The organism is Methylothermaceae bacteria B42, assembly GCA_001566965.1.
Taxonomy (GTDB): domain Bacteria; phylum Pseudomonadota; class Gammaproteobacteria; order Methylococcales; family Methylothermaceae; genus Methylohalobius.
The window spans coordinates 124777-143414 of record LSNW01000007.1 but is presented as its reverse complement, the minus strand read 5'-3'; the positions used below and the strand labels follow the sequence as shown (position 1 = coordinate 143414).

Genomic DNA, 18638 nt, shown 5'->3' with positions numbered 1-18638 from the left:
CACTATTCAGAGTTAGGTTAAAAATCTAATGGGGCGTCGCCAAGCGGTAAGGCACAGGGTTTTGATCCCTGCATACCCAGGTTCGAATCCTGGCGCCCCAGCCATTTTCAATCCGCTATCCCCTAATCAAGAAGAGAAACCAGCCAAGGGTGGTCGCATGAATGATGCGGGCTTTATGGTGTTTGCCGGAAATTCTAATTTGCCTTTGGCGCAAGGGATTGTGGATAAGCTCAATATGCGCTTGGGGCTGGCGAGTGTTGGCCGGTTCAGCGATGGCGAGATAGCGGTCGAGATTGAAGAGCATGTGCGTGGACGGGAGATATTTGTCATTCAGTCTACTTGCATGCCTACGAATGAAAATTTGATGGAATTGCTTGTGATTGTTGATGCACTGCGGCGCTCGTCAGCAGGCACAATCACCGCTGTGATTCCTTATTTTGGTTATGGGCGCCAAGATCGCCGGCCTCGGTCGGTTCGAGTGCCCATTACAGCTAAGCTGGTGGCGAAAATGATTACTTGCGCCGGCGTGGATCGCGTATTGACGGTGGATTTACATGCCGATCAAGTGCAGGGCTTTTTTGATATTCCGGTGGATAATGTGTATGCGTCTCCGCTTTTGCTGGGAGATATCTGGCGCCAGAAATATGACAATTTAATTGTGGTTTCTCCCGATGTGGGTGGTGTCGTGCGAGCGCGGGCCTTGGCTAAGCGTTTGGGGGATGCGGAGCTGGCAATTATTGATAAGCGCCGCCCGCGGCCAAACGAGGCGCGGGTGATGAATATTATTGGTGAAGTTAAGGATCGCACCTGCATCCTAATCGATGACTTGGTAGATACTGCGGGAACGTTGTGCCAAGCCTCGGTAGCGCTGAAAGAAAACGGCGCTCAAAAAGTAGTGGCTTACTGCACACATCCGGTCTTGTCAGGGCCTGCGGTAAGCAATATTGCTAATTCTGAATTAGACGAGCTTGTGGTGACAGATACTATTCCATTGCGAGCTGAAGCTGAAAATTGCGGTAAAATCCGCCAATTGAGCGTTGCGGAAATGTTAGCTGAGACAATTCGCAGGATAGTGGTAGGGGAATCGGTCAGTTCTTTATACATAGATTAAGGGTTTTTATGAGGTTTTATCAATGAAAGCGAGTTTTGAGTTCGAGGTCGAAGAAAGAAAAGAGAAAGGGACCCGTGCGGCCAGACGTATGCGCAGAGAAATGAAAATTCCGGCGGTGCTGTATGGTGGTGGAGAGGCGCCTGTGCCGTTGATGTTGGGGAAAAATCAGGTGGATAAGAATCTTCAGCAGGAAGCTGTCTTTTCCCATATTTTGACCTTGAAACTACCGGGTTCAAAGGTGGTGCAAGCTATTCTAAAAGAGGTGCAGCGCCATCCCAGCAAAGAAGCTGTTTTGCACTTGGATTTTCAGCGGGTGAAAGCCGATGAGGCTATTCATGTGAACGTTCCGCTGCATTTCGTGGGAGAAGAAAAATCCGTTGGAGTTAAAAAGGGTGGTATCGTCGTCCGTAACATGACGGAAGTCGAGGTAAGCTGCTTACCCAGTAATCTGCCGGAATACATCGAAGTAGATCTTGCCAACGTGGATATTGGGGAAACGGTCCACCTTTCTGAATTGAAAGCGCCCGAGGGTGTGACAATTATAGAATCCCATGAGGAAGGTCAGGATCCTGCTGTGGTCATGATTCAGGCGCCTATTTCAGAGCAGCAGCTTGAAGCTTCATTAGGTGAGGGTGAAGAGGTGCCAGGAGAGGAGGAAGCAGGGCCGGAAGAAGAATAGTTCGCTAGGATGCTTGAGTGAATTATCTTACTCTGCTGGTTGGGTTGGGAAACCCAGGTCCAGAATACAGCAAAACCCGGCATAATGCCGGGTTTTGGTTTCTAGATAAGGTGGCTTGTTACTATGGCGCTTCGTTTACCTGGCAAGAACGGTTCGGGGGTTGGGTGGCTAAATTACATCACCGTGGTGAGGTTTGTCACCTGTTGAAACCTGGCTTATTCATGAATAGAAGCGGCGGGCCGGTGGCGTCCTACTGCCGTTTTTATAAGATTACCCCGCCTCACGTGCTAGTGGCTCATGATGAGCTCGATTTTGCTCCCGGAATTGTGAAGTTGAAAAAAAATGGTGGGCATGGGGGGCATAATGGATTGCGAAGCATCATAGACCGTTTGGGGGATCGATCATTCATTCGTCTTAGAATAGGCATTGGTCGGCCTACTCGAGGGGATGTCTCTTCTTACGTGCTTAGCAAGCCTTCTCCGGAAGAGGAAAAAGAAATCCTGTGCGGCATTGAGCGGGCAGTAGAGTGTTTACCTGTGTTGATGGAAGAGGGTGTAGATAAGGCAATGAATTTACTGCATCAATCACCAGTTTGAAAACAACGGGATTTAATTTTTCTGTTGACAACAAGGCTAAAATAAGAAAAAATTACCAGCTACTTGTTTGGGAGGGGTTCCCGAGCGGTCAAAGGGACCAGACTGTAAATCTGGCGGCTCAGCCTTCGGAGGTTCGAATCCTCCCCCCTCCACCAGAATCGGGAAGTTGTGATAGCGGGTGTAGTTCAATGGTAGAACCTCAGCCTTCCAAGCTGATGACGTGGGTTCGATTCCCATCACCCGCTCCAGATTGCATTAGGCAACGGCGAATTGATGCCCATATAGCTCAGTCGGTAGAGCACTTCCTTGGTAAGGAAGAGGTCACCGGTTCAAGTCCGGTTATGGGCTCCACTAACATTATAAAACCAGTATATTCATTTTAAAAAGTTGAGCGTAGGGGATTTGTTCTATGGCCAAGCAGAAATTTGAGCGTACCAAGCCACATGTGAATGTGGGGACGATTGGGCATGTTGACCATGGTAAGACGACGTTGACGGCGGCGTTGACCAAGGTATCTGCGGAACATTTTCAGGGGGCTGAGTTCAGGGACTACAGTCAGATTGACAATGCGCCGGAAGAGCGCGAGCGTGGGATTACCATTGCTACCGCGCACGTCGAATACGAAACTGCCAAGCGTCACTATGCCCACGTTGACTGTCCTGGTCACGCGGACTATGTCAAGAACATGATCACTGGTGCGGCGCAGATGGACGGTGCCATTTTGGTGGTATCGGCGGCCGATGGCCCGATGCCACAGACCCGTGAGCACATTCTGCTGGCCCGTCAGGTGGGGGTACCCTACATTGTTGTCTATCTGAACAAAGCCGACATGGTGGACGACGAAGAACTGCTGGAACTGGTGGAAATGGAAGTTCGCGAGCTGCTGAGTCAGTATGAATTTCCTGGCGATGACGTGCCGGTAGTGACTGGCAGTGCCCTCAAGGCCCTGGAAGGTGATCAAAGCGACATTGGCGTGCCCTCTATTCTCAAGCTGATGGAAGCGATGGACGAATACATTCCCGAGCCGGAACGTCCAATTGACCTACCCTTCCTGATGCCGATCGAAGACGTATTCTCCATTTCTGGTCGGGGCACCGTGGTGACAGGTCGTATTGAGCGCGGCAAAGTGCTGGTTGGCGACGAAGTTGAAATTGTCGGCATTCGACCCACCACCAAAACGACCGTGACTGGCGTGGAGATGTTCCGCAAGCTGCTGGACGAAGGGGTGGCCGGTGACAATGTTGGTGTGTTGCTGCGCGGCACCAAGCGTGATGAAGTGGAACGGGGGCAAGTCTTGGCCCAACCTGGCAGCATTACCCCGCATACCCATTTTGAAGCGGAAGTGTATGTATTATCCAAAGACGAAGGCGGACGTCATACCCCGTTTTTCAATGGCTATCGTCCCCAGTTTTACTTCCGGACCACGGACGTGACGGGTTCGGTGGAATTGCCGGAAGGGGTTGAGATGGTGATGCCTGGTGATAATGTCAAGGTCAAAGTCAAACTGATTGCTCCGATTGCGATGGAAGAGGGGCTGCGGTTTGCAATTCGTGAAGGTGGCCGCACCGTAGGTGCTGGTGTGGTTTCGAAAATTATCGAGTAAGGGATAATGGATAAAAGGCAGCGTATCCGGATCCGCTTAAAAGGATTCGATCATCGCTTGGTTGAGCAATCTACGAGCGAAATAGTTGAAACAGCAAAACGTACTGGGGCCCAGGTGTTGGGTCCTATTCCTCTCCCCACAAAAAAAGAGAGGTATACGGTTTTGATTTCTCCGCATGTCAATAAGGATGCGCGAGATCAGTATGAGATTCGAACCCATAAGCGGCTCATCGACATTGTCGAGCCAACCGATAAAACGGTCGACGCTCTGATGAAGTTAGACCTGGCTGCAGGTGTCGATGTGCAAATCAAGTTGAATTGAGGATACTGCCATGACGATCGGAATAGTCGGGCGCAAATGCGGAATGACAAGAATGTTCACTGAAGATGGTCAATCTGTCCCAGTGACCGTTATCCAAGTGGAAGAAAACCGTGTGGCTCAGGTAAAGACTGCAGAGCGCGATGGTTATAGTGCCGTTCAGGTAACGACAGGAGCAAAAAAAACATCCCGAATACCGAAGCCGGAAGCCGGCCACTTTGCCAAGGCTGGTGTGTCGGCTGGTCGAGGGTTGTGGGAATTTAGATTGAGGGAAGGCGAAGAATTGGAAGTGGGCGCAACCATCGATATCAGCATATTTGAAGAAGGTCAGTATGTTGATGTTGTGGGAACGACGATAGGTAAAGGTTTTGCAGGACCCATTAAAAAATATAATTTCCGCAGCCAAGACGCAACGCACGGGAATTCCTTGTCTCATCGGGCCCCCGGTTCTATTGGCCAATGTCAAACGCCCGGCAGGGTATTTAAAGGCAAAAAAATGGCTGGCCGTATGGGTAATGTTCGCCGTACTGCCCAAAACCTACAAATAGTGGCAGTTGATAAAGACAAAAATATTTTAATGATTAAAGGTGCTGTGCCTGGTCATAAGGGCTCGGATGTCATTGTGCGTCCGGCGGTAAAGAAAACACAGGGTTAAACGATGAGCGTGGAAATTCCAGTAGTTAATGAAAAGGATTCAGCCCAACCGATTGCGGTAACAGATGAAGTATTCGGGCAACCTTTCAACGAGCCGCTAGTGCATCAAGTGGTCACGACTTATTTGAATAATGGCCGCGCAGGGACTAAAGCGCAGAAAAACCGCTCTGATGTGAGCGGCGGCGGCAAAAAGCCTTGGCGCCAAAAAGGCACCGGAAGGGCGAGAGCAGGTACAATACGTAGTCCTATTTGGAGAGGCGGTGGGGGAACTTTTGCAGCACGCCCACGGGATTTCACAAAGAAATTAAACAAGAAGATGTACCGTGTAGGCATGCGTTCAATTGTGTCTGAGCTTGTGCGGCAAAATCGACTTTGTGTCAGTGAGGATTTGCTTCCAAACGAGCCGAAAACGAAAGCGATTGCTAGCAAATTGAACCAATATGGTTTGACTGAAAGCGTCCTAATACTCGTCAATGAGCCCAACGAAATTTTGGAACGCGCAATTAGGAACCTTCCTTTAGTGACAGTCGCTTTAGCTGCCAGCGTAGACCCTGTGTCCCTTGTGTCAGCAGATAAAGTGATTGCAGTTCCGGCGGCGGTCAAAGTTTTAGAGGAGCGTTTAGGATGAGTCAACTTGATCTAATGAACATAGTCTTAGCGCCTGTAATCTCTGAGAAAAGTACGCGATTAGCCGATAGCGAAGGACGATTTGTCTTTAAAGTGCGAAAAAATGCAACTAAGCCACAAATAAAAAAAGCAATTGAGCTTTTGTTTGAAGTAGAAGTGGATTCGGTTCAAGTCTTGAATGTTCGCGGGAAACAAAAACGCTTTGGTCGCCACATGGGCAAGAGGCCGGACTGGAAAAAAGCGTATATCCGACTCAAACCAGGCCATGACATTGATTTGTCTGTGGCGTAAAGCATTAATAATTTGATAATGATTAAAGGATCTGACAATGGCCATTGTTAAGTGTAAACCTACTTCGCCAGGACGTAGGTTTGTTATCCGGGTAAAGCCAGAAGGACTCCATAAAGGAGATCCTTATGAGCCATTAGTCGCGAAATTGACTAAATCAGGCGGCCGCAATAACGCCGGGCGCATCTCAACACGGCATCGGGGTGGCGGCCATAAACGCCGCTACAGAATTATTGACTTTCGCCGCGATAAGCTTGGTGTGCCTGGGAAAGTCGAGCGTTTGGAATACGATCCAAACAGGACCGCCCATATCGCCCTCATTCTTTATAAAGATGGCGAGCGGCGATACATTATAGCGCCTAAAAATCTTCAGGTAGGACAGGAGATTATTTCTGACAAGGAGGTTCCGGTAAAAATTGGCAATTGCATGCCGCTCAGAAATATCCCGGTTGGTACCCAACTTCATTGCATTGAGCTGAAACCTGGCAAAGGCGCCCAATTGGCCAGGAGTGCTGGTGCTACCGCGCAGCTACTCGCAAAGGAAGGTATTCATGCAACCTTGCGGCTACGTTCCGGTGAGATGCGCAAAGTTCATATAGATTGCAAGGCGGTCATTGGTGAAGTTTCCAATGCCGAGCATAACCTGAGTTCGCTTGGTAAGGCAGGTGCTTCCCGTTGGCGGGGCCGGCGGCCTACCGTCAGGGGAATTGCCATGAACCCTGTGGATCACCCTCACGGGGGTGGTGAAGGTAGGAATAAAGGGAAACATCCCACATCCCCTTGGGGGCAGCCTACCAAAGGTTATAAAACTCGGCGGAATAAGCGTACCGATAATATGATTGTTCGGCGTCGTAAAGCTAAATAGTAATAAGACAGAGGAAAAGGCAGTGCCACGTTCGATTAAAAAAGGCCCATTTATTGATCATAATCTGATGAAAAAGATTGAAGAGGCGCAATCAAGTCAGAGTAAGCGACCGATTAAAACTTGGTCCAGAAGGTCAATGATTGTGCCGGAAATGATAGGTATGACGATTGCTATTCATAATGGCCGGCAACATGTTCCAGTATTGATCAGTGAAAACATGGTTGGTCATAAATTGGGTGAGTTCGCACCTACGAGAACTTTTCGTGGGCACGCAGCCGATAAAAAGTCCAGGTAATAGGAGGCGGTGTTGGAAGTTTCAGCAAAATTGAGGAATGCGAATGTTTCTGCCCAAAAGTGTCGCCTTGTAGCAGACCAAATTCGTGGGTTGCCGGTTGATAAAGCGATCAATTTATTGCGTTTTAGTAACAAGAAATCGGCGCTACTGATAAAGAAAGTGTTGGAGTCTGCAATTGCCAATGCTGAACATAACAAGGGCGCTGACATCGATGAATTAAAGGTATCGACCGTCTATGTGGACGAAGGGCCCACGATGAAGCGATTTAAGCCGAGAGCGAAAGGGCGTATTAATCATATTTTGAAGCGTACGTGTCACATTACTGTCAAAGTTTCGGAAAGCGAGTAAGTTTGCAATGGGACAAAAAGTTCATCCAATCGGAATAAGGTTGGGATATATCAAGGATTGGAATTCACGTTGGTACGCGAATTCCCAAAACTTTCAAAAGTTGCTACACAAAGATATTGAAGTTCGCGACTTTATAAAAAAAAGGTTGGCCCATGCTTCGGTAAGCAGGATTCAAATTAGCAGGGCTGCGAACAATGCCCAGATAACTATTCATACGGCGCGTCCTGGTCTGGTTATCGGGAAAAAGGGGGAAGATATCGATAGGCTGCGCAGAGAAGTGTCTTCCAAACTGGAAATCCCCGTGCAAATTAATGTGGAAGAGGTTAGAAAGCCGGAATTAGATGCGCAACTGGTAGCCGAGGGCATCGCGCAACAATTGGAAAAACGAATTATGTTTCGCCGCGCCATGAAGCGCTCAGTACAAAATACCATGCGTCTCGGTGCCGAAGGAATTAAAATCAATGTCGCCGGACGTTTGAATGGTGCCGAAATCGCCCGCAGCGAATGGTACCGGGAGGGTAGAGTGCCTCTTCATACCTTGCGAGCAGACATAGACTATGGATTTGCGGAAGCTTTGACAACCTACGGTATTCTCGGAATCAAGGTTTGGATTTTTAAGGGTGAAGTTTTTAGTGAAACTTCCCGAACCAGCGAACAGAATTAGGAGTAGATAATGCTTCAACCTAAAAGAACCAAATATCGCAAACAACAAAAAATGCGAAATACCGGGTTGGCGCTGCGAGGCAACCAAGTGAGTTTCGGTGAGTATGGTTTGAAAGCGGTTTCTCGTGGCAGAATCACAGCACGGCAAATCGAAGCCGCGCGTCGTGCAATCACTAGACATGTCAGACGTGGCGGCAAGTTGTGGATTCGTATCTTCCCTGATAAACCCATTACCAAAAAGCCCCTCGAAGTGAGGATGGGTAAAGGGAAGGGTAGTGTAGAATATTGGGTTGCGCAAGTGAAACCAGGGACTGTGATGTATGAAATAGAAGGAATTCCAGAGGATGTTGCGCGAGAAGCATTTCGATTAGCGGCAGCCAAATTGCCTGTAAAAACTATTTTTACTGCCCGGACGGTGATGTGATGGATGCGAGCGAATTGCGGACTAAAACAAAAGATGAATTAGAAGGAATTCTTGTAGATCTCTATAAAGAGCAGTTCAACCTGAGAATGCAAAAAGGCACTGGTGCACTGACAAAACCAGATTTGTTTAAGAAAGTCAGGCGTGACATTGCAAGGGTCAAAACTGTTTTAAGTGAAATTACGAGAGCGCAGGTATGAGCGAGAACCAAGCTAAAGAAAGGTTACTCACCGGTCGGGTTGTCAGTAACAAAATGGATAAAACGATTTCCGTGAAGGTTGAGAGGCTGGTAAAGCACCCCTTGTACGGAAAATATATTAAGCGCTCCACAAAGATCCTTGCTCATGATGAGAAGAATCAGTCCAAAGAGGGTGATTTAGTGGCGATAACTTCTTCTCGCCCCATTTCAAAGAGAAAATCCTGGACACTTGTAAAGATATTGGAAGAAGCAAAATAGACTGAATAGTCAAGCTGTGATTAAAGGGGAATTTTCATGATCCAGATGCAAACCAAGCTGGAAGTAGCTGATAACAGTGGTGCAAGAAAAGTCCAATGCATCAAAGTGCTTGGTGGATCCCACCGGCGGTATGCAGGTATCGGCGATATTATCAAAGTGAGTGTCAAAGAAGCCATCCCAAGAGGCCGGGTTAAAAAAGGGGATGTCTACGACGCCGTTGTAGTGAGGACGAGAAAAGGCGTGCGTAGGCCTGATGGATCAGTAATCCGCTTTGATACCAATGCAGCAGTATTGTTAAACAATCAAATGCAGCCAATAGGCACGCGTATCTTTGGGCCGGTAACGCGCGAATTGCGTAATGAACGCTTTATGAAAATTATTTCTCTGGCTCCTGAAGTCTTATAAGTTATTGGGTTAAGCTATGCGCAAAATTAAGAAAGGCGACGAAGTTATCGTCATTACGGGCAAAGACAAAGGTAAGCGAGGCAGGGTCAAGCAAGTTTTGCAAAACGACAAACTCATCGTGGAGGGGATCAATATCGCTAAAAAGCATCAAAAGCCAATGCCTGCGAGAGGTCTCCCCGGAGGGATAGTAGAAAAAGAAATGCCAATTCATGTGTCTAATGTGGCGATTTACAACGCCCAAGAGAAAAAGGCAGATAGAGTGGGTTTTAGATTTTTGGAAGATGGGCGAAAAGTTCGTTATTTCAAATCCAATAACGAAGTCATCGACGTTTAAACGGATAGAACTATGGCAAAGGCGAGGTTAGAACAAGTTTACCGTGAGCAGGTGCTTCCTGAACTGGTAAAGAAATTCAATTATAAATCTGTTATGCAGGCTCCAAAAATTACAAAAATAACCATTAATATGGGGCTGGGTGAAGCGGTAACAGATAAAAAAGTGCTTGATAATGCATTAAATGATTTGGCATTGATCGCCGGGCAAAAAGGCGTCCCAACAAAAGCGCGGAAATCAATTGCAGGCTTTAAGATAAGAGATGGCATGCCCATCGGCTGCATGGTGACATTGCGGCGTGAAAGAATGTATGAGTTTCTTGATCGTCTCATTAATATTGCAATACCCAGAATTCGGGATTTTCGTGGATTGAGCCCTAAATCTTTTGATGGACATGGCAATTACTCCATGGGGGTTAAAGAGCAAATCATTTTTCCTGAAATTGACTACGACAAAATAGATGCGTTGCGGGGTATGGATATTACGATCACTACCAGCGCAGAAACCGATGAAGAAGGTCGGGCATTATTAGAAATGTTTAATTTTCCTTTCAGGAGTTAATGTCGATATGGCAAAGAAATCGATGGTTGCCCGCGAGAAAAAACGCAAGGCACTAGTAACTAGATATGCCGAGAAGCGCGCCAGCTTAAGGGCTATTTTAAAAAGTCCAACAGCTACCTTTGAGGAAAAAATGGATGCGCAAATCAAGCTTCAAAAATTACCTAGGGATTCAAGCCCAGTGCGAGTAAGGAATCGCTGCGAATTGACTGGCCGCCCTCACGGATATTATCGGAAATTTGGTTTGGGACGGAATAAATTGCGTGAATTAGCAATGCGGGGAGATATCCCGGGTGTCACCAAGGCTAGTTGGTAAGAGGTTAGTAAATTATGAGTATGAGTGACCCGATAGCCGACCTGCTGACCCGAATCAGAAACGCCCAAATGGTGGGGAAGGCCAGCCTAGAAATACCATCTTCAAAATTGAAGCAGGCCATTTGCCAAGTAATGGCGGATGAGGGATATATTCAAGGTTATGAAGTGGTAAAAGATGGGGTAAAAGAATTGCTAAAAGTGCACTTAAAATATTTCAATGGCAAGCCAGTCATTGAAAATATTGAGCGCATTAGTAAGCCAAGCCGCCGAATATACAAGACCAAGGATGAGCTCCCAAAAGTACAAGGTGGGTTGGGGATTGCCATTATTTCTACTTCACAGGGCGTTATGACAGACAAGCAAGCCCGTCAAAAAGGATGTGGTGGCGAAGTAATCTGTACAATTTCTTAATGGTCAAGGTTTTCTAATTATGTCTAGAATCGCTAACATGCCCGTACCCATACCTTCTGGCGTGGATATACAACTGCAAGGTCAAGATATTACGGTCAAGGGCAGTAAGGGTACTCTTTCGTGGACCATCCACGAATTTACAGAAGTTGTCATCGATGATGGCCAGATACGGGTAAAGCCCCGTCTATCAGACAAAAAGGGTCTGGCTATGGCGGGAACTATGCGCGCCCTTATTAATAACATGGTGACCGGTGTCAGCCAAGGCTTTGAGAAAAAGCTGCTGCTCCAGGGTGTCGGATACCGCGCGCAAGTTCAAGGGAAAAAATTGAATTTGACATTGGGGTTTTCTCACCCGGTGGTTTATGACATACCAGCGGGTATTGAGATTGAAACGCCGAGCCAAACAGAAATTATTGTAAAAGGCGCAGATAAACAATTAGTCGGTCAAGTTGCTGCCGAAATCCGAGACTACCGGCCACCTGAACCTTATAAAGGAAAAGGCATTCGGTATATGGATGAATATGTGGCTAGAAAAGAAGCCAAGAAGAAATAATTGTTGAGGTTAAGGCATGGACAAAAAAGCATCTAGAATGCGTCGCGCTGCAAAGGCACGTGGAAAAATAAGACGCTTAGGCATTAATAGGCTGACTGTGCACAGAACCCCTAAGCACATTTATGCACAAATTACAACAGCAGACGGTTCCAAGGTTCTAGCGCATGCTTCGACGGTTCAGCCGGATATTAAAAGTAAGCTTAAAAGCACCGGAAATATTGAGGCTGCTAAACAAGTAGGCGTGGAAATTGCCGTCAAGGCAATGGCTGCAGGGATAACAGAAGTAGCATTTGATCGCTCAGGGTTTCGTTACCATGGGCGAGTTAAAGCGCTAGCAGAAGCTGCCCGAGAAGGCGGATTGCGATTCTAGGAGAAATAGAGCAATGGCAAATGGGACAACACAAACAAGCGGTGAACTCCAGGAAAAGTTGGTGGCGGTTCGGCGTGTCGCCAAAGTGGTAAAAGGCGGAAGGCAATTTGGTTTTACTGCATTGACTGTGGTGGGTGATGGTACGGGTCGAGTTGGGTTTGGGTTGAGCAAGGCACGAGAAGTACCCATCGCAATTCAAAAGTCCTTGGAACAAGCCCGGAAGAACATGGTACAAGTGAAATTAAGAGGGGATACCTTGCAATACCCGGTGATGGTTAGTGAAGGTGCGGCAAAGGTTTATATGCAGCCTGCGGCTGAAGGTACCGGGATTATCGCAGGTGGCGCCATGCGCGCCGTATTTGAAGCCGTTGGCGTACACAATGTACTGGCCAAATGCATTGGTACTACCAATCCAATTAATGTCGTAAGAGCAACTATTAAGGGTCTGTCGGAAATGCAGGATCCTAAATATGTAGCGGCAAAGCGCGGCAAAACGGTTAAAGAGATCTTGGGTTAATGATATGGCTGAAAAAACCCTAAAAATTACACTAATACGCAGTAAAATAGGCAAAATAAAGTCTCATCGCGAATGTGTGCGGGGATTAGGCTTGCGGCATCTCAACCATACAGTTGAGGTTCCAGATACACCTGAAATCCGTGGGATGATTAATAAAATAGCCTACATGCTTAATGTTGAGGAAGCGTGAGAATGCACTTAAATACACTTAAACCTGCAGTTGGCAGCAAGCAAAAGCCCAAACGAGTAGGTAGAGGGATTGGTTCTACATTGGGGAAAACTTGTGGCCGAGGACATAAAGGTCAAAAAGCGCGATCTGGCGGCTATCATAAAGTCGGTTTTGAAGGCGGACAAATGCCTTTGCATCGGCGCTTGCCAAAAGTTGGATTTCGGTCGCGCACGCAACGGTTTGTTGATGAGATTCGCTTGAGCGAATTAAATAGATTACCCGTTGACGTGGTGGATTTACAGTCATTGCGCCAAGCAAATTTAATCTCTCGATCTATCAAAAGAGTAAAGATTATTGCTTCAGGTAAAATAGAACGAGCAATCACTATTAAAGGGATAGGCGTAACTAAAGGCGCGAGGGAACTGATAGAAAAAGCTGGCGGAACGGTGGAATAGTTGTGAGTACGCCTGCTTCGTCCATGATGAGCCGCTTTGGTAATTTGACTGAGTTGCGGCAAAGGTTACTTTTTCTGCTTGGTGCCCTAGTTGTTTATCGCTTAGGGGCTCATATACCGGTGCCGGGAATTGATCCTAAAGCGTTGGCCCTAATGTTCCAACAACAGGGTGGCTCTATCTTAGACATGTTCAACATGTTCTCCGGTGGCGCTCTAAAAAGATTGAGCATCTTTGCCCTGGGGATCATGCCCTACATATCAGCGTCAATTATCATCCAGTTGTTGACGGTAGTGATTCCCAAGCTTGAGCAAATGAAAAAAGAAGGGGAGTCCGGCCGAAGGAAAATTACCCAATATACAAGATATGGCACCGTTGTGCTCGCCACTTTTCAGTCGATTGGTGTTGCTATTGCCTTGCAAAGTCAAACGGCTGGTGGGTTGCCTGTCGTTATTAATCCGGGGCCGCAATTTGTATTTATCACGGCTGTTACCTTGGTGACAGGTACTGTCTTTTTAATGTGGTTGGGAGAACAGGTGACAGAGCGAGGTATCGGTAATGGTATCTCGATGATTATCTTTGCTGGTATTGTTGCTGGGTTACCTTCGGCGGTTGCGGCAACATTAGAATTAGCACGTACTGGAGAAATGAATCCACTTACGGTTGTGATTCTTTTCGCACTGGCAATCGCTGTCACGGGATTTGTTGTTTTTGTAGAAAAGGGCCAACGTAGAATTCCCATTCATTACGCTAAAAGGCAGGTAGGCAGGCAAGTCTATGGCGGGCATAGGAGTTTTCTGCCCTTAAAGCTGAATATGGCAGGTGTGATTCCTCCTATTTTTGCATCTAGTATCATTCTCTTCCCTGCAACTATTGCCAGTTGGTTTGGTAATGCGGAGGGGATGGAGTGGCTGCAGGACGTGGCTACATCATTATCCCCAGGACAACCTTTGTACGTTTTGTTCTACGCGACTGCCATTATTTTCTTTTGCTTTTTCTATACCGCGATTGTCTTTAATGCAAAAGATACAGCAGAAAATTTAAAGAAATCTGGAGCATTTATTCCCGGGATTAGACCTGGAATACAAACGGCACGTTATATTGATTCGGTTATGACGCGCTTAACGCTTATTGGTGCTATCTATATCACGGCAGTTTGTTTGCTTCCTGAATTCTTGATCTTATATTGGAATGTTCCTTTCTATTTTGGTGGGACTTCGTTGTTGATTATTGTAGTCGTCGTCATGGATTTTATGTCTCAATTACAGACCCATCTTATGTCCCAACAATATGAAGGCTTAATGAAGAAAGCAAATTTAAAGGGAAGAACGTCCCCAAATACGGGTCTCACCAGATAATCTATAGGAGTTATTACAATGAAGGTTAGAGCATCGGTAAAGCGTATATGCAGGAATTGCAAAGTAATTAGACGTAAAGGCGTTGTAAGGATCATTTGCAAAGAGCCTAGACATAAACAAAGACAAGGTTAATATGAAGCACGAAGTGGAGACTAGGTGAATGGCACGTATCGCAGGGGTTAATATTCCCACTCATAAGCATGTTGTTATATCTCTGACAGCGATTTATGGTATTGGCCGCTCTAGGGCGAGCGAAATTTGTCAAAAGGTTGGTATTGATCCCACTACCAAGGTGAAGGATTTAACCGAAGAACAGGTAGATCAGATACGTTCAGAGATAGGCAATTACACTGTGGAAGGTGACTTGCGTCGTGAAGTGTCGATGAATATCAAACGCTTGATGGATTTGGGTTGTTATCGCGGAATTCGACATAGACGTGGGTTACCAGTGCGTGGGCAAAGAACTAGAACGAATGCCAGAACGCGCAAAGGCCCCCGTCGTCCAATACGTAAATAATGCTAGATAGTTTTATATTTGTAGACAAAGAGGTAACCAATGGCGACGCCTAGTCGTACTCGTAAAAAGATCAAGAGAGAAATCTCTGATGGCGTGGTTCATATCCACGCTTCATTTAATAATACCATCATTACCATTACTGACCGCAAGGGAAACACCTTAGCGTGGGCATCCGCTGGCGGTAGCGGATTTAAAGGTTCAAGGAAAAGCACACCATTCGCCGCGCAAGTAGCTGCGGAAAAGGCCGGTAACGTAGTTAAAGAATACGGGATGAAAAATCTCGATGTACTAATTAAAGGACCTGGTCCTGGCAGGGAATCGGCGGTGAGGTCATTGCACAACCTGGGGTTTCGAATTGTACAGATAGCTGATGTTACCCCTATTCCACATAATGGTTGTCGACCACCCAAAAAGCGTCGCGTTTAAAGGAGATTTGTAGATGGCAAGATATTTAGGACCGCGTTGCAAATTAGCACGACGTGAAGGTACTGACCTTTTTCTTAAAAGCCGCGGGAAGTCACTCGAAGGCAAATGTAAATTAGATCAGCCACCAGGACAGCATGGACAAAGACGCCGTGCCAGATTGTCCAACTATGCGTTACAGCTTAGAGAAAAGCAAAAAATACGGCGTATCTATGGCGTTTTGGAAAAGCAATTTAGAAATTATTATAAAAAAGCTGCACGCCAAAAGGGTTCAACCGGCGAAAACCTTTTGTTTTTATTAGAGAGCCGTTTAGATAACGTAGTCTATCGAATGGGGTTTGCTTCTACCCGAATCGAAGCCCGGCAATTGGTGGGACATAAAGCGATAGAAGTAAATGGGAAGGTGGTCAATATCCCTTCATACCAAGTTACGCCAGGGGATGAAGTGGCAGTTAGAGAAAAAGCTAAAAAGCAACAACGAATCCAGGATGCACTCACGGTTGCAGAACAGTATGGTATGCCTTCATGGGTAGAAGTGGATATTAAGAATATGAAAGGATTGTTTAAGTCGATTCCGGATCGTGCGGATCTTGGGTCAGATATCCACGAGCAGTTAGTAGTAGAGTTATATTCTAAATAAGTAAGGTATCTTGGTAGCGCAAAAATGATTGATCTTTTATTAAATACCCATAAGCCACGTATAGTCAGTATTGAAACTGAAAAAGAGCAAAATCGTTCTAAAGTTTCTATTGAACCTCTAGAGCGTGGTTATGGCCATACTTTGGGTAATGCGTTGCGTCGAGTGCTATTATCCTCCATACCTGGAAGCGCTGTGACTGAGGCCCGCATAGATAATGTTCTTCACGAATATATGTCTATAGAAGGGGTTCAAGAAGATGTTATAGATATCTTATTGAACTTGAAGCAATTGGCTGTGATTTTGCATCATGGCGATATTGCGGAACTTAAGTTGAGTAAAAAAGGTCCCGGCCCTGTTTTAGCGAATGACATAGAAGTATCCCACGACGTTGAAATCGTCAACCCGGATTTGGTGATCGCCAATCTTTCTGAGGTTGGTGAGTTAAATATGACCCTGAAAATTGAAAAAGGAAGGGGATATCAGCCAGCAACGACACGACAAGGGCTAGAAGAAGATCATACCATTGGAACATTGCGGTTAGATGCATCGTTTAGTCCTATTAGGAAAGTAACTTATCGCGTCGAAAGTACGCGCGTTGATCAGCGCACCGATTTAGACCGTCTCATTATTGAATTAGAAACAAATGGCACGGTAGATCCAGAAGATTGCATTAAGCAAGCGGCAACGATCCTGCGAGATCATTTAACTGTTTTTGTGGATTTGCAGGAAGAGCAAAGGGAAGAACCGAAGGAAAAAGAACAGAAATTTTCCCCAATTTTGCTTCGTCCGGTTGATGATCTGGAGTTAACCGTACGTTCTGCAAATTGTCTAAAGGCTGAAAATATCTTTTATATTGGCGACCTTGTACAACGAACTGAAGTAGAGTTGTTGAAGACGCCAAATCTCGGGAAGAAATCTTTGACCGAAATCAAGGACGTTTTGGCATCCAAGGGATTGTCGTTAGGTATGAAATTGGAAGGATGGCCACCTGAAGATCTCAAGCGTCCCGAAGAGAGTAAAAAAGAGAATCAGGCAAAAGCTTCTTAAACATTTTTTGAATATAGGGTATAGGAATGCGTCACCGTAAATCAGGAAGGCATCTCAATCGTACAAGCAGTCATAGGCAAGCGATGTTTCGTAATATGGCAGCTTCTTTGTTTCGTCATGAATTAATTAAAACGACTTTACCCAAGGCAAAGGAATTGCGCCGGGTTGCTGAACCGCTGATCACTATGGCTAAGGAAGACACCACGAGTAGGCGACGCTTGGCTTTTGCTCGTTTGCGTGATAAAGAAGCCGTTACAAAGTTATTCGAGGATCTTGGACCAAGATATAAAGAGCGCCCAGGTGGTTATCTGCGGATTTTGAAATGCGGATTTCGTGCTGGAGATGCTGCCCCGATAGCTTATATAGAATTGGTTGATCGGCCCACCGAGGCAGACGAAGAGTAGATAAAGCCGGGGATTCCCCGGCTTTTTTGTAGGTTTATCTATAGCCCTTACTTACCATTCTTTTTTTAGTAATTCTAACTTTCCTTCTTTTCCGTTCCAATCGTCAGCATCAGGCAATGGATCTTTTACCTCAGTAATCACGGGCCACGATTTGGATAGCTCGGCGTTTAATTCAATGAATACCTGTTGATTCTTGGGTACTTCGTCTTCAGAAAAAATTGCGTTGGCGGGACATTCAGGTTCACAAAGGGTGCAGTCGATGCATTCGTCTGGATCAATGACCAGCATGTTAGGGCCTTCATGGAAGCAATCGACAGGGCACACATCAACGCAATCGGTATATTTACAGTTTATGCAGTTTTCAGTAATGACAAATGCCATGGCACTGATCCTAAAAGTTGAACAATTGAAGCAGACAATTATAGCAGACCCAATCTTGTAAACTGAATCTGATGCCTAAAATCAACAAAATAGAGGCAACGAGGGGCCGGAGCAACTTATCAGGGATACGTTTGCCTAGCATACTGCCAACAAAAATAGCTGGTAAACCTCCAACTAAGAGGCCAGCTAGAAGCAAGAAATCAACGGTACCTATTTGCCAATGGCCAATGCCGGCAATGGCTGTCAATGGGACCGCGTGGGCTAGATCAGTTCCGACTATCTGTACTGTGGTTTTATAAGGGTATAAAAGAAACAATAATGCAGTACCAATGGCGCCGGCACCTACAGATGACATGGTTACTAAAAACCCTAAACCTAAACCGGCAATCCATGTAATACCACCGCGGAGGTTTCTTAGCTGATAAATGACCGAGTTTTGGTTTTGTAAGCCACGATGAAGGTAACGAAGTAGTTTGTTTCTACTAAAGACAACCAGGGAAGTAAGGATCAACATACAGCCCAAAACTGTGGTCATCAATGATTCATAATTGTAGCCAGCAGTTTTTAATCGGTGGATTAACAAAATAGTTAATAGAGAGCTTGGAATGCTACCCAAGCCTAAATATAAAACCACATTCCAGTCGATGGTTTTTTGGCGGGCGTGGAAAAACATGCCATTGGATTTGGTCAGTGCAGCATAAAGAAGGTCTGTACCAACAGCAATGGCGGGGTTTATTTGAAACCCTAAAATGAGGATAGGGGTCATGAGCGAACCGCCGCCTACTCCTGTCAGACCAATAATAAATCCAACCAGGGCGCCAGTCAGAATATGGAGTAAATCCAACGCAACTTCCAGAATAAT

General features: G+C 46.1%; 33 protein-coding genes and 4 tRNA genes. 35 read left to right on the top strand and 2 right to left on the bottom strand.

Annotated elements, in window-relative coordinates:
- The first annotated feature begins 29 nt into the window (after window positions 1-29).
- From AXA67_05045 to rplQ, 35 genes are all read left to right on the top strand, one after another.
- Window positions 30-104 (top strand) — tRNA-Gln (locus tag AXA67_05045).
- Between the two features lie 53 nt (window positions 105-157).
- The gene (locus AXA67_05040) at window positions 158-1111 is read left to right on the top strand and encodes a ribose-phosphate pyrophosphokinase (GenBank protein ID KXJ41693.1); all 954 of its coding nucleotides are present in this window, start codon (window positions 158-160) and stop codon (window positions 1109-1111) included.
- A 22-nt stretch (window positions 1112-1133) separates the two neighbouring features.
- Window positions 1134-1790 (top strand): hypothetical protein, encoded by a 657-nt coding sequence (locus tag AXA67_05035; protein KXJ41692.1) that lies wholly within the window; start codon window positions 1134-1136, stop codon window positions 1788-1790.
- 17 nt (window positions 1791-1807) lie between these two features.
- Window positions 1808-2386, top strand: coding sequence for a hypothetical protein (locus AXA67_05030; GenBank protein ID KXJ41691.1), 579 nt, complete (start codon window positions 1808-1810; stop codon window positions 2384-2386).
- 70 nt (window positions 2387-2456) lie between these two features.
- Window positions 2457-2541 (top strand) — tRNA-Tyr (locus AXA67_05025).
- 19 nt (window positions 2542-2560) lie between these two features.
- Window positions 2561-2634, top strand: a tRNA-Gly gene (locus AXA67_05020).
- Between the two features lie 27 nt (window positions 2635-2661).
- Window positions 2662-2737 (top strand) — tRNA-Thr (locus AXA67_05015).
- Window positions 2738-2795: 58 nt separating this feature from the next.
- On the top strand, window positions 2796-3989 hold the full coding sequence (tuf, locus tag AXA67_05010) for an elongation factor Tu (GenBank protein ID KXJ41690.1): 1194 nt from the start codon (window positions 2796-2798) through the stop codon (window positions 3987-3989).
- A 6-nt stretch (window positions 3990-3995) separates the two neighbouring features.
- A complete protein-coding gene (rpsJ, locus tag AXA67_05005) occupies window positions 3996-4310 on the top strand; it encodes a 30S ribosomal protein S10 (protein KXJ41689.1) in 315 nt (104 codons plus the stop codon).
- A 10-nt stretch (window positions 4311-4320) separates the two neighbouring features.
- Window positions 4321-4962 (top strand): 50S ribosomal protein L3, encoded by a 642-nt coding sequence (locus tag AXA67_05000; protein KXJ41688.1) that lies wholly within the window; start codon window positions 4321-4323, stop codon window positions 4960-4962.
- 3 nt (window positions 4963-4965) lie between these two features.
- Window positions 4966-5589: a 50S ribosomal protein L4 gene (gene rplD, locus AXA67_04995; protein KXJ41687.1), complete on the top strand. Its 624-nt coding sequence runs from the start codon at window positions 4966-4968 to the stop codon at window positions 5587-5589.
- Complete coding sequence (locus AXA67_04990) at window positions 5586-5879, top strand: 50S ribosomal protein L23 (GenBank protein ID KXJ41686.1); 294 nt, start codon at window positions 5586-5588, stop codon at window positions 5877-5879. Before rplD ends, AXA67_04990 begins: the two co-directional genes overlap by 4 nt.
- Window positions 5880-5916: 37 nt before the next feature.
- Window positions 5917-6741 (top strand): 50S ribosomal protein L2, encoded by an 825-nt coding sequence (locus AXA67_04985; GenBank protein ID KXJ41685.1) that lies wholly within the window; start codon window positions 5917-5919, stop codon window positions 6739-6741.
- A gap of 22 nt (window positions 6742-6763) precedes the next feature.
- Window positions 6764-7036 (top strand): 30S ribosomal protein S19, encoded by a 273-nt coding sequence (locus tag AXA67_04980; GenBank protein KXJ41684.1) that lies wholly within the window; start codon window positions 6764-6766, stop codon window positions 7034-7036.
- Window positions 7037-7048: 12 nt separating this feature from the next.
- Window positions 7049-7384, top strand: coding sequence for a 50S ribosomal protein L22 (locus tag AXA67_04975; protein ID KXJ41683.1), 336 nt, complete (start codon window positions 7049-7051; stop codon window positions 7382-7384).
- Window positions 7385-7391: 7 nt separating this feature from the next.
- Window positions 7392-8048: a 30S ribosomal protein S3 gene (locus AXA67_04970; GenBank protein ID KXJ41682.1), complete on the top strand. Its 657-nt coding sequence runs from the start codon at window positions 7392-7394 to the stop codon at window positions 8046-8048.
- Between the two features lie 9 nt (window positions 8049-8057).
- Window positions 8058-8471, top strand: a complete 414-nt coding sequence (locus AXA67_04965) for a 50S ribosomal protein L16 (GenBank protein ID KXJ41681.1) — start codon at window positions 8058-8060, stop codon at window positions 8469-8471.
- A complete protein-coding gene (locus tag AXA67_04960; protein KXJ41680.1) occupies window positions 8471-8668 on the top strand; it encodes a 50S ribosomal protein L29 in 198 nt (65 codons plus the stop codon). Before AXA67_04965 ends, AXA67_04960 begins: the two co-directional genes overlap by 1 nt.
- Window positions 8665-8925 carry a 30S ribosomal protein S17 gene (locus AXA67_04955; GenBank protein ID KXJ41679.1) on the top strand — a complete coding sequence of 87 codons (261 nt, stop codon included), beginning with the start codon at window positions 8665-8667 and terminating at the stop codon, window positions 8923-8925. Before AXA67_04960 ends, AXA67_04955 begins: the two co-directional genes overlap by 4 nt.
- Window positions 8926-8961: 36 nt before the next feature.
- Window positions 8962-9330 carry a 50S ribosomal protein L14 gene (locus tag AXA67_04950; GenBank protein KXJ41678.1) on the top strand — a complete coding sequence of 123 codons (369 nt, stop codon included), beginning with the start codon at window positions 8962-8964 and terminating at the stop codon, window positions 9328-9330.
- Window positions 9331-9346: 16 nt separating this feature from the next.
- Window positions 9347-9664, top strand: a complete 318-nt coding sequence (gene rplX, locus AXA67_04945) for a 50S ribosomal protein L24 (GenBank protein KXJ41677.1) — start codon at window positions 9347-9349, stop codon at window positions 9662-9664.
- A gap of 12 nt (window positions 9665-9676) precedes the next feature.
- Window positions 9677-10222: a 50S ribosomal protein L5 gene (locus AXA67_04940; protein ID KXJ41676.1), complete on the top strand. Its 546-nt coding sequence runs from the start codon at window positions 9677-9679 to the stop codon at window positions 10220-10222.
- Between the two features lie 7 nt (window positions 10223-10229).
- Window positions 10230-10535 carry a 30S ribosomal protein S14 gene (locus tag AXA67_04935; GenBank protein KXJ41675.1) on the top strand — a complete coding sequence of 102 codons (306 nt, stop codon included), beginning with the start codon at window positions 10230-10232 and terminating at the stop codon, window positions 10533-10535.
- A gap of 14 nt (window positions 10536-10549) precedes the next feature.
- Entirely contained in the window at window positions 10550-10945 is a 396-nt protein-coding gene (locus AXA67_04930) for a 30S ribosomal protein S8 (protein ID KXJ41674.1), read from the top strand.
- Window positions 10946-10964: 19 nt separating this feature from the next.
- Complete coding sequence (locus tag AXA67_04925) at window positions 10965-11498, top strand: 50S ribosomal protein L6 (GenBank protein KXJ41673.1); 534 nt, start codon at window positions 10965-10967, stop codon at window positions 11496-11498.
- A 16-nt stretch (window positions 11499-11514) separates the two neighbouring features.
- Window positions 11515-11868 carry a 50S ribosomal protein L18 gene (locus tag AXA67_04920; GenBank protein ID KXJ41672.1) on the top strand — a complete coding sequence of 118 codons (354 nt, stop codon included), beginning with the start codon at window positions 11515-11517 and terminating at the stop codon, window positions 11866-11868.
- A 13-nt stretch (window positions 11869-11881) separates the two neighbouring features.
- Window positions 11882-12385: a 30S ribosomal protein S5 gene (locus AXA67_04915; GenBank protein ID KXJ41671.1), complete on the top strand. Its 504-nt coding sequence runs from the start codon at window positions 11882-11884 to the stop codon at window positions 12383-12385.
- Between the two features lie 4 nt (window positions 12386-12389).
- Window positions 12390-12575, top strand: coding sequence for a 50S ribosomal protein L30 (rpmD, locus tag AXA67_04910; protein KXJ41670.1), 186 nt, complete (start codon window positions 12390-12392; stop codon window positions 12573-12575).
- Window positions 12576-12577: 2 nt separating this feature from the next.
- Window positions 12578-13009, top strand: coding sequence for a 50S ribosomal protein L15 (locus AXA67_04905; protein KXJ41669.1), 432 nt, complete (start codon window positions 12578-12580; stop codon window positions 13007-13009).
- A gap of 23 nt (window positions 13010-13032) precedes the next feature.
- Complete coding sequence (secY, locus tag AXA67_04900; GenBank protein ID KXJ41668.1) at window positions 13033-14364, top strand: preprotein translocase subunit SecY; 1332 nt, start codon at window positions 13033-13035, stop codon at window positions 14362-14364.
- Between the two features lie 160 nt (window positions 14365-14524).
- Window positions 14525-14881, top strand: coding sequence for a 30S ribosomal protein S13 (locus AXA67_04895; protein KXJ41667.1), 357 nt, complete (start codon window positions 14525-14527; stop codon window positions 14879-14881).
- 39 nt (window positions 14882-14920) lie between these two features.
- Window positions 14921-15307 carry a 30S ribosomal protein S11 gene (locus AXA67_04890; protein ID KXJ41666.1) on the top strand — a complete coding sequence of 129 codons (387 nt, stop codon included), beginning with the start codon at window positions 14921-14923 and terminating at the stop codon, window positions 15305-15307.
- A 13-nt stretch (window positions 15308-15320) separates the two neighbouring features.
- Entirely contained in the window at window positions 15321-15944 is a 624-nt protein-coding gene (locus AXA67_04885) for a 30S ribosomal protein S4 (protein ID KXJ41665.1), read from the top strand.
- A gap of 24 nt (window positions 15945-15968) precedes the next feature.
- Entirely contained in the window at window positions 15969-16991 is a 1023-nt protein-coding gene (locus tag AXA67_04880; protein KXJ41664.1) for a DNA-directed RNA polymerase subunit alpha, read from the top strand.
- Between the two features lie 26 nt (window positions 16992-17017).
- Window positions 17018-17395, top strand: a complete 378-nt coding sequence (gene rplQ, locus AXA67_04875) for a 50S ribosomal protein L17 (protein ID KXJ41663.1) — start codon at window positions 17018-17020, stop codon at window positions 17393-17395.
- 51 nt (window positions 17396-17446) lie between these two features.
- On the opposite strand, the gene AXA67_04870 is transcribed toward rplQ, so the two are convergent.
- Both AXA67_04870 and AXA67_04865 read right to left on the bottom strand, forming a co-directional pair.
- Window positions 17447-17776, bottom strand: coding sequence for a ferredoxin (locus AXA67_04870; GenBank protein ID KXJ41662.1), 330 nt, complete (start codon window positions 17774-17776; stop codon window positions 17447-17449).
- Window positions 17777-17786: 10 nt separating this feature from the next.
- Window positions 17787-18620, bottom strand: coding sequence for a hypothetical protein (locus AXA67_04865; GenBank protein KXJ41661.1), 834 nt, complete (start codon window positions 18618-18620; stop codon window positions 17787-17789).
- Window positions 18621-18638 lie beyond the last annotated feature (18 nt).

Excerpts from the sequence above, each read along its gene's own strand:
- AXA67_05035 (KXJ41692.1), top strand. The coding sequence starts at position 1,134 with ATGAAAGCGAGTTTTGAGTTCGAGGTCGAAGAAAGAAAAGAGAAAGGG.
- AXA67_04915 (KXJ41671.1), top strand. The coding sequence starts at position 11,882 with ATGGCAAATGGGACAACACAAACAAGCGGTGAACTCCAGGAAAAGTTG.
- AXA67_04905 (KXJ41669.1), top strand. The coding sequence starts at position 12,578 with ATGCACTTAAATACACTTAAACCTGCAGTTGGCAGCAAGCAAAAGCCC.
- AXA67_04950 (KXJ41678.1), top strand. The coding sequence starts at position 8,962 with ATGATCCAGATGCAAACCAAGCTGGAAGTAGCTGATAACAGTGGTGCA.
- AXA67_04930 (KXJ41674.1), top strand. The coding sequence starts at position 10,550 with ATGAGTATGAGTGACCCGATAGCCGACCTGCTGACCCGAATCAGAAAC.
- AXA67_04990 (KXJ41686.1), top strand. The coding sequence starts at position 5,586 with ATGAGTCAACTTGATCTAATGAACATAGTCTTAGCGCCTGTAATCTCT.
- AXA67_04920 (KXJ41672.1), top strand. The coding sequence starts at position 11,515 with ATGGACAAAAAAGCATCTAGAATGCGTCGCGCTGCAAAGGCACGTGGA.
- secY (KXJ41668.1), top strand. The coding sequence starts at position 13,033 with ATGATGAGCCGCTTTGGTAATTTGACTGAGTTGCGGCAAAGGTTACTT.
- rpsJ (KXJ41689.1), top strand. The coding sequence starts at position 3,996 with ATGGATAAAAGGCAGCGTATCCGGATCCGCTTAAAAGGATTCGATCAT.
- AXA67_04960 (KXJ41680.1), top strand. The coding sequence starts at position 8,471 with ATGGATGCGAGCGAATTGCGGACTAAAACAAAAGATGAATTAGAAGGA.
- rplQ (KXJ41663.1), top strand. The coding sequence starts at position 17,018 with ATGCGTCACCGTAAATCAGGAAGGCATCTCAATCGTACAAGCAGTCAT.
- AXA67_04970 (KXJ41682.1), top strand. The coding sequence starts at position 7,392 with ATGGGACAAAAAGTTCATCCAATCGGAATAAGGTTGGGATATATCAAG.
- AXA67_04885 (KXJ41665.1), top strand. The coding sequence starts at position 15,321 with ATGGCAAGATATTTAGGACCGCGTTGCAAATTAGCACGACGTGAAGGT.
- AXA67_04870 (KXJ41662.1), bottom strand. The coding sequence starts at position 17,776 with ATGGCATTTGTCATTACTGAAAACTGCATAAACTGTAAATATACCGAT.
- rplX (KXJ41677.1), top strand. The coding sequence starts at position 9,347 with ATGCGCAAAATTAAGAAAGGCGACGAAGTTATCGTCATTACGGGCAAA.
- AXA67_04955 (KXJ41679.1), top strand. The coding sequence starts at position 8,665 with ATGAGCGAGAACCAAGCTAAAGAAAGGTTACTCACCGGTCGGGTTGTC.
- AXA67_04940 (KXJ41676.1), top strand. The coding sequence starts at position 9,677 with ATGGCAAAGGCGAGGTTAGAACAAGTTTACCGTGAGCAGGTGCTTCCT.
- tuf (KXJ41690.1), top strand. The coding sequence starts at position 2,796 with ATGGCCAAGCAGAAATTTGAGCGTACCAAGCCACATGTGAATGTGGGG.
- AXA67_04880 (KXJ41664.1), top strand. The coding sequence starts at position 15,969 with ATGATTGATCTTTTATTAAATACCCATAAGCCACGTATAGTCAGTATT.
- rpmD (KXJ41670.1), top strand. The coding sequence starts at position 12,390 with ATGGCTGAAAAAACCCTAAAAATTACACTAATACGCAGTAAAATAGGC.
- AXA67_04965 (KXJ41681.1), top strand. The coding sequence starts at position 8,058 with ATGCTTCAACCTAAAAGAACCAAATATCGCAAACAACAAAAAATGCGA.
- AXA67_04935 (KXJ41675.1), top strand. The coding sequence starts at position 10,230 with ATGGCAAAGAAATCGATGGTTGCCCGCGAGAAAAAACGCAAGGCACTA.
- AXA67_04985 (KXJ41685.1), top strand. The coding sequence starts at position 5,917 with ATGGCCATTGTTAAGTGTAAACCTACTTCGCCAGGACGTAGGTTTGTT.
- AXA67_04925 (KXJ41673.1), top strand. The coding sequence starts at position 10,965 with ATGTCTAGAATCGCTAACATGCCCGTACCCATACCTTCTGGCGTGGAT.
- AXA67_05040 (KXJ41693.1), top strand. The coding sequence starts at position 158 with ATGAATGATGCGGGCTTTATGGTGTTTGCCGGAAATTCTAATTTGCCT.
- AXA67_04890 (KXJ41666.1), top strand. The coding sequence starts at position 14,921 with ATGGCGACGCCTAGTCGTACTCGTAAAAAGATCAAGAGAGAAATCTCT.
- rplD (KXJ41687.1), top strand. The coding sequence starts at position 4,966 with ATGAGCGTGGAAATTCCAGTAGTTAATGAAAAGGATTCAGCCCAACCG.
- AXA67_05000 (KXJ41688.1), top strand. The coding sequence starts at position 4,321 with ATGACGATCGGAATAGTCGGGCGCAAATGCGGAATGACAAGAATGTTC.
- AXA67_04895 (KXJ41667.1), top strand. The coding sequence starts at position 14,525 with ATGGCACGTATCGCAGGGGTTAATATTCCCACTCATAAGCATGTTGTT.